This window comes from Microtetraspora sp. NBRC 13810 (assembly GCF_030268685.1).
Lineage (GTDB): Bacteria > Actinomycetota > Actinomycetes > Streptosporangiales > Streptosporangiaceae > BSRQ01.
In genome coordinates, this window is record NZ_BSRQ01000020.1 from 1 (window position 1) to 12,383 (window position 12,383).

Genomic DNA, 12,383 nt, shown 5'->3' on the forward strand with positions numbered 1-12,383 from the left:
CCACGAGTGAGGGCACTGTCTGACCCCAGGACTCACGATCGGTCCAGCGGTGGGAAGTGCTCACTCCCTCGCGGCTACCAGGCACCGAGTCTGCCCGATCAGCCGACCCGGTAGCTCCCATTAGCGGAGGTAGCCGCGTAGGAAGACGCGCACACCGGCGGCGACCGTCTCGCTGATCGCCTCCCGGGTGGGGACGGCGCCGCGGTAGGACGGGTCGGCGACTGAGATCAGCAACAGCAGGTGGACGGCCGCGCGGTCGGGGTCGGCGACCTCCAGGAGGCCCCGCTCGGTGAGTCTCCCCAGGTGGGCGGCGAGCGCGCGGCGGACCCTGAGCGGGCCGGTCTCCTGCCAGGCGTCGATCGCCGGCTGCGGGATGTGCCCGGCCTCCGCGTTGATCTGGTGGACCAGGGCGAAGTGCTCGGCGTGCTCGGCGGCCGTCGGGGCGGTGAACGCCAGGCCGAACTCGACGAGATCGGCCTCCAGGTCGACGACCTTGGTCAGGTGACGATCGATGATCGCGATCTGGGCGTCGGCGGCCCTGGTGGCGCTTTCCTGGATGACGGCCTGGAACAGCCGGGCCTTGTCGGTGAAGTGGTTGTAGATGGTGCGGGTGGACACCCCGGCCGCCGCGGAGATCGCGTCGAGGCTGGTGCGGGTGTAGCCGTCGCGCGCGAACACGGTCAGCGCACCGGCGAGGATCGCCCGCCGCTTGTCGGCCAGCCCGCCCCGAGGCCGCGTCGGCGCCGTGTCACCCCTGGTCATCGTGCTCTCCCTCACTTTTTTGCAGACAGCGTTTTACTTATTGCCATACACATTGTAGTTTACTGGATGTCGCCCCGTTTCCGCAGGAGTACACATGACCCGCATCGCCATCGTCATCGGCAGCACCCGCCCCCGCCGCCGTGGCGCGGCCGTGGCCCGGTGGGCCGCCGGCGTCGCCGACCGACACGCCGGCGGAGAGGTCGCCTTCGAGATCGTCGACCTGGCCGAGTACGGCCTGCCGCTGCTGGACGAGCCCGTGCCCGCCCTGTTCGGCGAGTACCAGCACGCGCACACCGCCAGGTGGGCCGAGACGATCGGCTCGTTCGACGGGTTCGTCTTCGTCACCCCCGAGTACAACCACGGCGTCCCCGCCGCGATGAAGAACGCGATCGACTTCCTGTTCGCCGAATGGCACGACAAGGCCGCCGGGTTCATCGGCTACGGCGTGCACGGCGGCACCCGGGCGGTCGAGCACCTGCGGCTGACCATGGCCGAGCTGAAGGTCGCCACCGTCCGCGGCCAGGTCGCGCTGTCGCTCTTCACCGACTTCGAGATCACCGACCCCACCCAGCCCGGCCTGTTCACCCCGGGCGAGCACCAGGAGCCGGCTCTCACCGAGATGCTGGACGAGGTCGTCGCCTGGTCCCGCGCGCTGGCGCCGCTGCGCGCCGCGGGCCCGCAGACGGCGCTCGTCTGAAGGCGCTGAGGAGACCTCCATGCGCTACCGGCTCCTGGGCCAGACCGGCCTGCGGATCTCCGGCCTGTTCCTCGGCACGATGACCTTCGAGGACCCGGAGAAGGCCCGCCGCATCCTCGACCGATATGACGCCGCAGGCGGCAACGTGGTGGACACCGCGAGCTTCTACGGCGGCGGGCGGAGCGAGACCGTCCTCGGCGAGCTGCTGGAGGGCCGCCGTGACCGGTTCGTCGTCGCGACCAAGTACGCCGTCTCCCGTGACGACGGCGATCCCAACGCCTCCGGCGGTCATCGTAAGAACCTCACCCTGTCCCTGGAGGCGAGCCTGCGGCGGCTGCGCACCGACTACGTGGACCTGTACTGGGTGCACCTGTGGGATCGGCACACGCCCGTCGAGGAGACGATGCGGGCCCTGGACGACGCCGTGCGCGCCGGGAAGATTCTCTACGTCGGCGTCTCCAACGCCCCGGCGTGGGTCGTCGCCCGTGCCAACACCCTGGCCGAATGGCGCGGCTGGACACCCTTCGCGGGACTGCAGGTGCCCTACAACCTGCTCAACCGCGACATCGAACGCGAGCTGCTGCCGATGGCCGAGACGCTCGGCATGACGGTCGCCGCCTGGAGCCCGCTCGCCCACGGCCTGCTCTCCGGCAGGTTCGCCGGCGGCGAACCCCTGCCCGGCGGCCCGCTGGCTCCCCGGTCCCTCGGCGCCCGCGAACTCGCCGTCATCGGGGCCCTGCGGGAGGCCGCCGCCGAGTCGGGGGCCACGCCCGCCCAGGTCGCCATCGCCTGGATCCGGGCGCGGTCCGCGGCCGTCCACCCGATCCTGGGCGCCGACGACGCCGAGCAGATCGGGGAGACCCTGGCCGCCGCCGACCTCACCCTGCCGCAGGACGTCCTGCGCCGCCTCGACGCGGCCGCGGACTTCACCCTCGGATACCCCGGAGACTTCCTCGCCAAGGTCGGCCCGCAGGTGTTCGGCGCCGCCCACGCCAGCATCGACGGCAGATGAACCCCACACCCGGCCGCCGCGGGCCCCACAGCGAAGCAGCACGCCGCGGGTTCCGGGGCCAGGCCACACGCGGCGGGTTCCGGGGCGAAGCCGCACGCTGCGGGTCCCCGGGCGAAGCCGTGTCCTCCCGGCAATTCACCGGGTGACGGCCTCGCCCGGGTCCGCCTCCGGCTCCCGGTGACGCCGGTAGGCGCCGGGCGGCCTGCCGTACGCGCGCTTGAACGCGTGCGCGAACGCGAACTCCGAGGTGTAGCCGACCCTGCCCGCCACCGCGCTCGACGGCGCGTCGGAGTCGCGCAGGAGGCGGGCGGCGAGGGTCATCCGCCACCAGGTGAGGTACGCCATGGGCGGGCGGCCGGTCAAAGCGGTGAACCGCTTGGCGAAGGCCGCGCGGGACAGCCCGGCCCGCCTGCCGAGTTCCTCGACGCTCCACTGCCGTTCCGGCTCGCCGTGGATGGCCCGCAGGGCCGCCGCGACGGCCGGATCGTGCAACGCCGCCGCCCAGCCGGTGGCGGCGTCCTCGCGGGACCGTTCGCCGAACCAGGCGCGCAGGATGTGCAGGAGCAGCACGTCGAGCAGCGCGGGCACCATGGCGTCGGTCCCCGGCCTGGACCTCTCCAGCTCGCCGCCGAGCAGGTCCAGGGCCGCGCGCAGCTCGGGGCGCAGGCCGATCCTGGCCGGCAGGTGCACCACCGCCGGCAGCTCCGCCATGAGCGGATGCGCACGCGACCGGTCGAGCAGGTACGCCCCGCACAACATGACCGTCACCTGCCCACCGGCCGCCTGCACACCGGGGGTCTCCCCTCCGGCCGCCTGCCCACCGGCCGCCTGCCCACCGGCCGCCTGCACACCGGGGGTCTCGCCTCCGGCCGAAGCCGCCCGGCGCGGCCTCGGCCTCACGCTGACCGGCCGCGACGGAACCCGGCTGCGCGCGGCGGCGGCGGGCCTGCCCGGCGCGCAGGTACGGCCGGCCGCCGTGCACGACCACGACGTCCTCGTCGCCGCCTTCCGCGAGGCGGACGCGGTCGTCAACTGCGCCGGACCCTTCACGCCGACCGGCGCGGCGGTGGTCCGGGCCGCGATCGACGCCGGCCGGCCCTACCTGGACACCGCCGGTGAGCAGCTCTACATCAAGGAGGTGTTCGACGCCTTCGGCGCGCGGGCGCGGGCGGCCGGGGTCGCGGTCGTCCCGCGGCGAACGACGCCTGCGTCCCGGGGGACCTCGTCGCCGCGATGCTGGCCGAGCGGCTCGGCCCGCTCCGGGAGATCGCCGTCGTGCACGTCATCACCGGGGGCGGCGGGCCGTCACGTGGATCGCTGCGCTCGCTGGTCGAGACCGCGGAGGTCATCAGGTCGGGCGGCCTGGTCTACGACGACGGCGAGTGGCGGACCGCCGCACCGGCCGAGCACGCACCGGCCGAGCACGCGCCGGTGACGCTGCCCGGGGATCCGGAGCCGGTGCCGGTGGCGCGGTTCCCGCTGGCCGAGGTCGTCACCGTCCCGCGCCACGTCCGGGTCCGGCGCGTCGAAGGGCTGGTCGAGGCCGTGCTGAGCGCCCGGCTGTCCGCGCCCGTCGATCCGGCGGTCATCGAGCGGCTGCCCGAGGGCCCGGCGGAGGAGGCCCGCCGTACGCAGCGGTTCACCTACGTGATCGACGCGGTCGCCGCCGACGGCCGCCGGGCGCGCGGCGTGGTGCGTGGCCCCGACACCTACGGCACCACCGCGGGTGATCGCCGTCGAGGGCGCCCGGCGGCTGGTCGCGGACCCGCCCGGGCCGGGAGTCCTCGCCCCCGCCCAGGCGTTCTCCCCGGCCGCCTTCCTCGACTCCCTCCGCCCCGGCGGCGTCACCTGGACCGTCGAGGACGAGACACCCGACGCCTCCCAGGTGGCGTAGGCGGACCGGGGCACGCCTCGCCAATCCCACGGGCGGCCGTCCGCCGGGCACGACGCGTGACCCAGGCGGCGATCACCGTCGTCCCGGCCACGACGAGCCCAGCGGCGGCAGCGCCTGGAGCGCATGGATGCCGGCGAAGGCCCCGCCGCGTGGCCATGGGCACGGTCACCTGGCTGAAGCGTCCCGGGAGCCTGACGCGGGTGAGCCTGTGCACCACGACTCGCGCGCGGACCAGGTCCTGGTCCGGCGGCTCGTCGAGCGCGGGCACCGGCCGGCGTGATCTTCGGAGTGGTGGCCCGCTCAGATTCCGCCGGCCTCCCTGGCCACCCGCTCCAGCCGGTTCCGGTAGTCCTCCCACCACGACGGGTCGGCCTGCGGCAGGTTGTCGTTGCCCTCCCGCAGCCCGGCGGTTCCGTCGACGAGCTCCCTGACGATGTCGGCGTGCCCGGCGTGCCGCTGGGTCTCGGCGACCACATGCGTCAGGATCCGGTGCAGCGTGACCTCGTTCCGGTCCTGCGGCCACCACGACACCCGGCCGACCGCGTCCAGCTCCAGCGCGGCGATCGTGGCGTCGGAGTGCGCCCACGCCCGGCGGTAGAGCGCGACGATCTCCTCCCGCGTCTCGTCGCCGGTGGCCCACATGTCCGCGTTCGGCTCGGCGTCTTCGGCCAGCCACGGCTCCGGTTCGCCGGACGGCCGCCCGAAGGTCTCGCCGAAATAGGCCAGCTCGACACTGGCCGCGTGCTTGACCAGACCGAGCAGGTTGGTGCCGGTCGGGGTGAGCGGGCGGCGGATGTCGTACTCCGACAGCCCGTCGAGCTTCCACAGCAGGGCGTCACGGGCGCTCTGCAGGTAGCGGTGAAGGTCCGTTTTGGGGGTTTGTCCCGTCATGTCGGACAGTCTGCCATCCTCGCGTCGTCACTCTCCGTACCGAGGGCTGGCGGGGCCGCCGCCGGGGCCGTGCGAACCGGCCGTTCAGGTGCTTCGGCGGGTGTGTCGCAGGTGAAGCATGGCCTGGTCCAGTTCCTCGTAGGTGAGGGGCGGTCTGGGTAGCGGGCGGGCCGCCTCGGCGCGCAGGCCGTCCAGGAAGAAGGCGAGCTGCCGCCGCCAGAAGTCCGGTGCGACGGTGGCCGTCGCGGCGATGCCCCGGGAGAGTGACCAGATGAGCGCGACGATGTCGGTGGCCGCGAAGTCGGCGCGCAGGACACCTGCCTCCTGGGCGCGGCCGATCAGCACGGCCGCCGTCTCGTAGTAGTCGCGCTTGGCCGCCTCCAGGGCGGGCGCCCCGGGGAAGCGCGTGGACATCAGGTCGTTGAGCCCCCTGTCCCGGGCGAGCAGCGTGAAGACCTCCTCCATGAACCACGCCACGGCCCGCCACGGGTCCTCGATCTCCAGCGCCCGGTCGGCGATGCCCTGGAAGGCGGCGACCATGTCGCCGAAGACCTCCTCGATCAGCGCCTCGCGGGTCGGGAAGCGCCGGTAGAGGGTCGCGTTGCCGACGCCCGAACTGCGCGCGATCTCGTCCATCGAGGCGTCGAGGCCGTGTTCGGCGAAGATCTGCCTGGCCGCGGCCAGGAGCAGCTCCCTGTTGCGCCGTGCGTCGCTTCGCATCATGACCCGATCCTAACAAGAAGCGTGGACACCTCCCCACTTATGTGACTATCGTCGAAGCGGGGATGAGTCCCCACTTAAACGGAGAGGGATATCCGATGACGCTTCACTTCCCGCTGGCCAGACCGGCCGACGACCCGCTGGCCCCGCCCGAGATCTTCCGGCGGCTGCGCGACCGGGAGCCGGTCACCATGGCCACGCTGTGGGACGGCAGCCGCGCCTGGCTGGTCGCCCGGCACGCCGACGTCCGGGCCGTGCTGCGCGATCTTCCCGTGAGCGCGGACATCACCCGCCCCGGCTTCCCGAGGATCTTCCCGTTGCAGCAGGCGCTCCCGCAGGGGGAGCGGCCCCCCTTCGTGCTCATGGACCCGCCCGACCACGACGTCCTGCGCAAACTGATCAACGCCGACTTCGTGGTCAGGCGCATCGAGGCGCTCCGCCCGAGGATCCGGCGCCTGGTGGACGAGCACGTCGACGCCATGCTCGCCGGGCCGCGCCCCGCCGACCTGGTGCGCGCGGTGGCGCTGCCGGTTCCCTCCACGGTCATCTGCTGGCTCCTGGGCGTGCCGGTCGCCGAGCAGGGCGCGTTCAACGAGTGGACGAGCACGGCGATCGACGCCACCAGCACTCCCGAACGGCGCGCGCACGCCTACGGCGCGATCGGCGGCCTCCTGGACAGGCTGCTCGCCGAGAAGGAACACCGGCCAGGCGACGACATGCTCACCCGCCTGGCCCGGCATGTGACGTCGGGCGCGGTGAGCAGGCACGACGCCCTCACCACCGCCATGCTCATCCTCATCGCGGGGCACGAGACCACGGCCAACATGATCGCGCTCGGCACGCTCACGCTGCTCGGCCACCCCGAGCAGGCCGACGCTCTCCGCGACGACCCCGGCCTCGCGCCGAACGCCGTCGAGGAACTGCTGCGCTACCTGTCGATCGTCGACGGCGTCATCGGGCGCGTGGCGCTGGAGGACTTCACCCTCGCCGGCCGGCAGGTCCGCGCCGGCGACGGCATCGTCGTCCTCATCCCCTCGGCGAACCGGGATCCCGGCGTCTTCGACGACCCGGACACCCTCGACCTGCGCAGACCGGCCCGCCGCCACGTCGCCTTCGGATACGGCCTGCACCAGTGCCTCGGCCAGCCGCTGGCCAGGGTCGAACTCCAGGTCACCCTCACGACGCTGCTGCGCCGCGTCCCCGGCCTGCGGCTCGCCGTACCGATGAGCGAGCTGACCTTCAAGCAGAACGACGGGGTGTACGGCGTGCGGTCACTGCCGCTCACCTGGAACGAGGAGAACTGACCATGCGGATCGACATCGACGAACCGGCCTGCATCGGCTCCGGGCAGTGCGTCCTCATCGCGCCCGAGGTCTTCGGCCAGCGTGACGAGGACGGCACGGTCGTGCTGCTGCGCCCGGAGCCCGGGGCGGAGTCGCGCGAGGCCGTGCACGAGGCGGCCGGGGTCTGCCCCGCCAGGGCGATCATGGTCGGCGGCTGACGCGCGACGGCGCCTGCTTCAGGGCGGCCAGGCGCTGCTCGGAGGTAAGGATGCGGGTATCGGCCGGCCGCCGGACCGCGGCTCAGGCGGGCTCGCGGACGGCTGGGCACGGAGAGGCATTGCGGCACCTTTATGTGATCTTGATAGCCTTCGTTCGCCTGTCAACGAGCGCCCCGGGTGCGATGCGTTCAGTGTGGAGGATGCCGTGGTCTCGCTCGAAGCCGCCCATGGGGCACCCGCGGGAGAGGGCGTGCCGCGGCCGGTGCGGATCTGGAACCACGTGGTCACGGTGGCCGCCGCGGCGGCGATGGCCTTCGCCGGATGGCAGAACCGGTGGATCAGCGACGACGGCCTGATCGCCGTGCGGACCGTGCGGCAACTCCTCGCCGGGAACGGCCCGGTCTACAACATCGGCGAGCGGGTCGAGGCGAACACCAGCACCGTGTGGACCTATCTGGTCGCGGCGGTCTCCTGGCTCAGCGGGGGCGACGTGGCCTATGTCTCCGTGCTGGTGGGGCTGGCGTGCGCCGTGGGCGCGGTGGCGTTCGCGGTGTCCGGCGCCATGCGGCTGCACGGCGCCGGGCACCGGTTCCTGCCCGTGGCGGTGCTGGTGGTGCTCGCGCTGCCGCCGTTCTGGGAGTACGCCACCTCCGGCCTGGAGAGCGGGCTGATGCTCCTGTGGATGGCCGCTTCCTGGTGGCTGCTGGTCCGGGCGGCCTCGGGCGGGCCGGTGCTCCCCGTGGTGATCGTCCTCGGCCTGGCGCCGCTGGTCCGGCCGGAACTGGCCCTGGTCTACCCGGTCTTCTTCGGCGCGCTGCTCGCGCTGCGGTGGCCGGGATGGCCCACCGCCGCCCGCTGGTTCGCGGTCTCCGTGGCCCTGCCGGTCGCCTACCAGGTCTTCCGGATGGGCTACTACGGGCTTCTCGTGCCGAACACCGCCCTCGCCAAGGAGGCCGGCGAGAGCCGGTGGGCGCGCGGCCTGCTCTACGCGGCGGACACGGTGCTCACCTACCAGCTCCTCGGGCCGCTGCTGGCCCTGGTCCCGCTCGCCCTGTGGGGCCGCCGTACCCGGCGTGACCTGGTCCTCTCCGCGGCCCCGATCGCCGCCGGGCTGTTGATGCTGCTGTACGTGCTGCGGGTCGGCGGCGACTTCATGCACGGCCGGATGATGCTGCCGGTCCTGCTGCTCCTGCTGCTGCCCGCCATGGTGCTCCCGCTTCGCGCGGTCACCGGGCTCGTCTGCGCGACCGTGACGCTGTGGGCCGTGGTGTGCGTCGTCGCGTTGCGCGTGCCGTACCCGCAGGTCATCGGGCCGGACGGGATCGCGGACGAGCGCGGCTTCTACGTGGCCTCGACCCGGGACCCGCATCCGGTGACCGCCGAGTCCCACCTGCGCGCCCGGGCGCATCCGCTGATCGGGGGCGGCGCCACCGGCCTGCACGTGCCCGGGCTGGCGCCGGTGCCGCTCCGCGACGACCTGCCCGCACGCCTGGCCGTGGCGGGCAACGTGCTCGGCGCGGTCGGCGTGTCGTTCCCGCTGGACGTCCTCGTCGTCGACCAGCTCGGCCTGGCCAACGCCCTCGGCAGCCACATGGAGCTGGCCTGCGGGCAGCGGGTCGGGCACGAGAAGCCGCTGCCCGCCGAGTACCTGCTCGCCGACTACATGGCCGGCGGAACCCCGTTGCCCGACCAGCGGCTCCGGGCCGAGGTGGAGCGGATCAGAGGCGACCTGGCCACCGCCCCGTACCGCGACCTGCTGGACGCCACCAGGGCCCCGCTGACCCCGGGCCGCTTCTGGGACAACCTGGTGGGCGCCCCGGCCCGCACCACCTTCCGGTTCCCCACCTCCGGCACTCCCTGCCCGCCGAGCTGACCCCACACTCCACCGCCCGGCACGGACCTAGGGTCGCGGGCCGTGCGCGCCGGGTCCGGGCGCAGCCGGGACAGCACGGACACGAGATCGTCCCGGCCGGACAGCAGCCCGGGGGTCGGCGCCACGTAGAGCAGGACCGAGGTCACGCCGTCCAGGGCGAAGGCGGCGATCCGCTCGCGGCACTCGGCCGTGGAACCGTGTACCCACAGGGCGTCGACCAGTTCGTCCGGCAGAGCCCGCGCCGCGGACGCCCGGTCGCCGGCGTCGAACCGGGCCCGCGACTCGCGCAGGACGTGCTCCCGTCCGAGCCAGTCGTGGAAGGCCCGGTAGGGGGTCTGGTTGAGGATCCAGCCGAGGAAGGCCCGGCCGGTGCGCCGCGCGAAGTCCGCGTCCTCGGTCGGGCAGACGAAGACCTTGACCACGATCTCCTTGCCCGGGGGCCGGGGGCCCGCCGCGTCCAGGACCTTGGCGAGATCCTCGGAGGTGAGCAGGTTGGTGATGAACCCGTCGCCCTCGGTCAGGCCCAGCCGCACCTCCGGACCGGCCGGCTAGTTCGAGACGCTCACGGTGGTCAGGTCGACGAACCAGGACTTCGGCTGGACCAGGCCGGTCACGCCGGGGCGATCATCCTCGGGTTGCGGTCGCTGACCACGAACAGGTAAGGCGCCTCGGCGCTGACGATCCGCTCGGCCTGCCGGAACCGCCGGGTCCGCTCGGCGGGGTCCAGCGTCCGCTCCGCCTCCGCGGACAGCTCGTCGACCTTCGAGGAGTACCAGTGCCCGTCGTACACCGGCGAGCCCTTGGCCCAGGTCGCGCGGATCAGCGACTCGGCCTGTTAGGTGACGGTGGAGGCGCACTGGACGTCGGCGCCGAGGGCGGGCTTGCCCGCGTTCAGGTCGGCCAGCAGCGCGGACCATTCGACCTTCTGGATGCGCACGTCGATCCCGATCTTGGCGAGCTGGGCCTGCAGGGCGGTGGCGATGGGCACCGGGATGAGGTTGCCCGAGCCGCCGGTCGGCACGGCCAGGGTGGTGGTGAACCCGCCGGCGACGCCCGCCTCGGCCAGCAGGCTCCTGGCCTTGGCCGGGTCGTAGGAGTAGACGTCGTTGGCGGCGTCGTACGCCTCCGTCGCGGCGGGCGCGTGCTGGTAGGCCGGGGCCGCGGTGCCCTTGAGCAGATCGCCGGCGATGGACTTCCTGTCGATGGCGTAGTTGGCCGCCTGCCGTACCCGCACGTCGTTCCAGGGCTTCTTGGCCTGGTCGAACGTGCAGTACCACAGGTGGTCGTAGTCGTTGGCGAGCAGTGAATAGCCGGCGGAGGTCAGGGACTCGATGTCGTCCGGGCTCGGGTACTCGATCCAGTTGACCTCGCCCGACCGCAGTGCCACGGTGCGCGCCCCCGGGTCCGGGACGGGCCGCAGGACGAGCTTGCCGAGCTTGGGCGCCCCGCCCCAGTAGTCCTTGTTCGGCAGCAGCACGAGTTGCTGGCCCGGCTGGAGCGAGGAGAACCGGAACGGTCCGGTGCCCACCGGGTGCAGGGCGAAGCCCTGGTTCCCGTACTTCCCGACCGCGGTGGGGCTGGGAAAGGTGAGGAAGGTCAGGTCGGTGAGCAGGTGGCCGCTGGGCTGCGGCGTGGTGATCCGGACGGTCCGGTCGTCGACCTTCTCGTAGGACTTGATCTGGCCGGTCCACAGGCCCGCGGCCCCGGCGGCGGCCGGGTAGTACGACGGGCTGTCCTTCTTCAGCAACCGGTCGAACCCGAAGATGACGGCGTCCGCGTCGAACGGCGTGCCGTCGGTGAAGGTCACGCCCTGCCGCAGGTGGAACGTCCAGGTGCGGCCGTCCGGGCTGGTGTCCCAGGAGGTCGCCAGGCCGGGCACGATCTGCGGTGACTTGTCAGCCTGTTTCAGGTCGTAACGGGTGAGACCGTCATAGAGCTGGAAGTTGACGAAACGGTCGCCTTCGAAGCCCTGGGTGAACGACAGGACTGGGGAGCCACGACGGACTGCCCGTCGGCGTGACGCTCGCCGCGGCACCCGGCGAGGACCACCGGCTGCTCGGCCTGGGCATCGCCTGCCATCCGATTCTCACCACCCGCGACAACTGAGGACACCCATGTACATACAGCTACGGGCACCGCGCCGGCCCGGCGACGTCGTGACCACCCGGGAGAAGGCGCCTGGAGGGCGCCGCGCGGCCCCCGTCCCGTCCACGTCACGGTCCCCGCGATGAGCGTCGCGGTGATCACCGGGGGAGGCGGGGACGTCGGCGCGGCCGTCGCCGCCCGGATGTCCGCCGACGGATGGACCGTGGTCGTGGCCGACCTCGACCCGGCCGCCGCCCACCGCGTCGCGCAGAGGCTTCCCGGCGTGCACGCCCGGCGGCTGGACGTGGCCGACCCGGCCGGCATCGGCGCCTTCGTGGCCTCGGTCACCGCCGATTTCCGGCGTATCGACACCCTCGTCTGCGCCGCGGGCATCGAGCCGCCGCAGAATCTCGCCGACATCGACGTGGCCTCCTGGGACCGCACCCAGGACGTCAACCTGCGCGGGCCCGCCCTGCTCGCCCAGGCCGTGCTGCCGCAGTGGGCCGAGCGGCGCTCGGGCTCGATGGTCAACATCGGCTCCCGGACGTGGCTGGGCGGCGGGCATCCCGGATACGCGGCCTCGAAGGCGGGCCTGGTCGGCCTGACCAGGTCGCTGGCGATGGAGCTGGCTCCGCTCGGCGTGCGGGTCAACGCGGTCGCGCCCAGCTTCGTCCGCACCGGGTTCAGCCGGCAGCGCGGCGACGAGCGGATGCTCGACGACTACGCCGAGCGGGTCCGCGCGGTGACCCCGATGCGCGAGCTGGTGCGCACCGAGGACGTGGCGAACGCCGTCGCCTTCCTGGCCGGGGACCAGGCGGCCCGGATCACCGGCGAGGTCCTGCACGTCTGCGCGGGCTCCCAGCTTCCGATGTTCCTCTGAGCGGGGGCGGCGACCGTGCCGTGCGGCGGCGGGGCGATCGTTCCCTCCGCCGCCGGGCGGCGTTCGCG

Annotated in this window: 14 protein-coding genes and 1 pseudogene; 8 read left to right on the forward strand and 7 right to left on the reverse strand. The window is 73.1% G+C overall.

Features of this window, described 5'->3' with window-relative positions; all coding sequences use genetic code 11:
- Positions 1-120: 120 nt before the first annotated feature.
- The gene (locus QSK26_RS31370; RefSeq protein ID WP_285778913.1) at positions 121-762 is read right to left on the reverse strand and encodes a TetR/AcrR family transcriptional regulator; all 642 of its coding nucleotides are present in this window, start codon (positions 760-762) and stop codon (positions 121-123) included.
- Positions 763-856: 94 nt separating this feature from the next.
- Here QSK26_RS31370 and QSK26_RS31375 point away from each other — a divergent pair, with 94 nt between their 5' ends.
- Both QSK26_RS31375 and QSK26_RS31380 read left to right on the forward strand, forming a co-directional pair.
- A complete protein-coding gene (locus QSK26_RS31375) occupies positions 857-1,459 on the forward strand; it encodes an NADPH-dependent FMN reductase (RefSeq protein ID WP_285778914.1) in 603 nt (200 codons plus the stop codon).
- Between the two features lie 19 nt (positions 1,460-1,478).
- Positions 1,479-2,471 carry an aldo/keto reductase gene (locus tag QSK26_RS31380; protein WP_285778915.1) on the forward strand — a complete coding sequence of 331 codons (993 nt, stop codon included), beginning with the start codon at positions 1,479-1,481 and terminating at the stop codon, positions 2,469-2,471.
- 135 nt (positions 2,472-2,606) lie between these two features.
- On the opposite strand, the gene QSK26_RS31385 is transcribed toward QSK26_RS31380, so the two are convergent.
- On the reverse strand, positions 2,607-3,320 hold the full coding sequence (locus QSK26_RS31385; RefSeq protein WP_285778916.1) for a helix-turn-helix transcriptional regulator: 714 nt from the start codon (positions 3,318-3,320) through the stop codon (positions 2,607-2,609).
- Between QSK26_RS31385 and QSK26_RS31390 the strand changes: the two genes are divergently transcribed.
- Both QSK26_RS31390 and QSK26_RS31395 read left to right on the forward strand, forming a co-directional pair.
- A complete protein-coding gene (locus tag QSK26_RS31390; protein ID WP_285778917.1) occupies positions 3,229-3,906 on the forward strand; it encodes a saccharopine dehydrogenase NADP-binding domain-containing protein in 678 nt (225 codons plus the stop codon). The two genes, QSK26_RS31385 and QSK26_RS31390, sit on opposite strands and share 92 nt — an antisense overlap.
- A gap of 291 nt (positions 3,907-4,197) precedes the next feature.
- On the forward strand, positions 4,198-4,365 hold the full coding sequence (locus QSK26_RS31395; RefSeq protein WP_285778918.1) for a hypothetical protein: 168 nt from the start codon (positions 4,198-4,200) through the stop codon (positions 4,363-4,365).
- A 300-nt stretch (positions 4,366-4,665) separates the two neighbouring features.
- On the opposite strand, the gene QSK26_RS31400 is transcribed toward QSK26_RS31395, so the two are convergent.
- Both QSK26_RS31400 and QSK26_RS31405 read right to left on the reverse strand, forming a co-directional pair.
- Positions 4,666-5,256, reverse strand: a complete 591-nt coding sequence (locus QSK26_RS31400) for a DinB family protein (RefSeq protein ID WP_285778919.1) — start codon at positions 5,254-5,256, stop codon at positions 4,666-4,668.
- Between the two features lie 84 nt (positions 5,257-5,340).
- Entirely contained in the window at positions 5,341-5,979 is a 639-nt protein-coding gene (locus QSK26_RS31405; RefSeq protein WP_285778920.1) for a TetR/AcrR family transcriptional regulator, read from the reverse strand.
- Between the two features lie 95 nt (positions 5,980-6,074).
- Between QSK26_RS31405 and QSK26_RS31410 the strand changes: the two genes are divergently transcribed.
- From QSK26_RS31410 to QSK26_RS42160, 3 genes are all read left to right on the forward strand, one after another.
- Entirely contained in the window at positions 6,075-7,280 is a 1,206-nt protein-coding gene (locus QSK26_RS31410; protein WP_285778921.1) for a cytochrome P450, read from the forward strand.
- A gap of 2 nt (positions 7,281-7,282) precedes the next feature.
- Entirely contained in the window at positions 7,283-7,477 is a 195-nt protein-coding gene (locus tag QSK26_RS31415) for a ferredoxin (protein WP_285778922.1), read from the forward strand.
- A 205-nt stretch (positions 7,478-7,682) separates the two neighbouring features.
- Positions 7,683-9,350, forward strand: a complete 1,668-nt coding sequence (locus QSK26_RS42160) for an arabinofuranosyltransferase AftB family protein (protein ID WP_502888764.1) — start codon at positions 7,683-7,685, stop codon at positions 9,348-9,350.
- Positions 9,351-9,502: 152 nt separating this feature from the next.
- Here the strand turns inward: QSK26_RS42160 and QSK26_RS42165 are convergent.
- From QSK26_RS42165 to QSK26_RS31430, 3 genes and pseudogenes are all read right to left on the reverse strand, one after another.
- Positions 9,503-9,883 (reverse strand): annotated as a pseudogene (locus tag QSK26_RS42165) (LLM class flavin-dependent oxidoreductase); the annotation flags it as partial.
- A gap of 77 nt (positions 9,884-9,960) precedes the next feature.
- On the reverse strand, positions 9,961-10,140 hold the full coding sequence (locus QSK26_RS31425; RefSeq protein ID WP_285778924.1) for a hypothetical protein: 180 nt from the start codon (positions 10,138-10,140) through the stop codon (positions 9,961-9,963).
- Positions 10,141-10,185: 45 nt separating this feature from the next.
- A complete protein-coding gene (locus tag QSK26_RS31430; protein ID WP_285778925.1) occupies positions 10,186-11,385 on the reverse strand; it encodes an ABC transporter substrate-binding protein in 1,200 nt (399 codons plus the stop codon).
- A gap of 192 nt (positions 11,386-11,577) precedes the next feature.
- On the opposite strand from QSK26_RS31430, the gene QSK26_RS31435 reads away from it, so the two are divergent.
- Positions 11,578-12,315: an SDR family NAD(P)-dependent oxidoreductase gene (locus QSK26_RS31435; RefSeq protein ID WP_285778926.1), complete on the forward strand. Its 738-nt coding sequence runs from the start codon at positions 11,578-11,580 to the stop codon at positions 12,313-12,315.
- The last annotated feature ends 68 nt before the right edge of the window (positions 12,316-12,383 follow it).

Coding starts and splice junctions, on each gene's coding strand:
- QSK26_RS31370 (WP_285778913.1), bottom strand. CDS start 762: ATGACCAGGGGTGACACGGCGCCGACGCGGCCTCGGGGCGGGCTGGCC.
- QSK26_RS31375 (WP_285778914.1), top strand. CDS start 857: ATGACCCGCATCGCCATCGTCATCGGCAGCACCCGCCCCCGCCGCCGT.
- QSK26_RS31380 (WP_285778915.1), top strand. CDS start 1,479: ATGCGCTACCGGCTCCTGGGCCAGACCGGCCTGCGGATCTCCGGCCTG.
- QSK26_RS31390 (WP_285778917.1), top strand. CDS start 3,229: ATGACCGTCACCTGCCCACCGGCCGCCTGCACACCGGGGGTCTCCCCT.
- QSK26_RS31400 (WP_285778919.1), bottom strand. CDS start 5,256: ATGACGGGACAAACCCCCAAAACGGACCTTCACCGCTACCTGCAGAGC.
- QSK26_RS31405 (WP_285778920.1), bottom strand. CDS start 5,979: ATGATGCGAAGCGACGCACGGCGCAACAGGGAGCTGCTCCTGGCCGCG.
- QSK26_RS31410 (WP_285778921.1), top strand. CDS start 6,075: ATGACGCTTCACTTCCCGCTGGCCAGACCGGCCGACGACCCGCTGGCC.
- QSK26_RS31415 (WP_285778922.1), top strand. CDS start 7,283: ATGCGGATCGACATCGACGAACCGGCCTGCATCGGCTCCGGGCAGTGC.
- QSK26_RS31435 (WP_285778926.1), top strand. CDS start 11,578: ATGAGCGTCGCGGTGATCACCGGGGGAGGCGGGGACGTCGGCGCGGCC.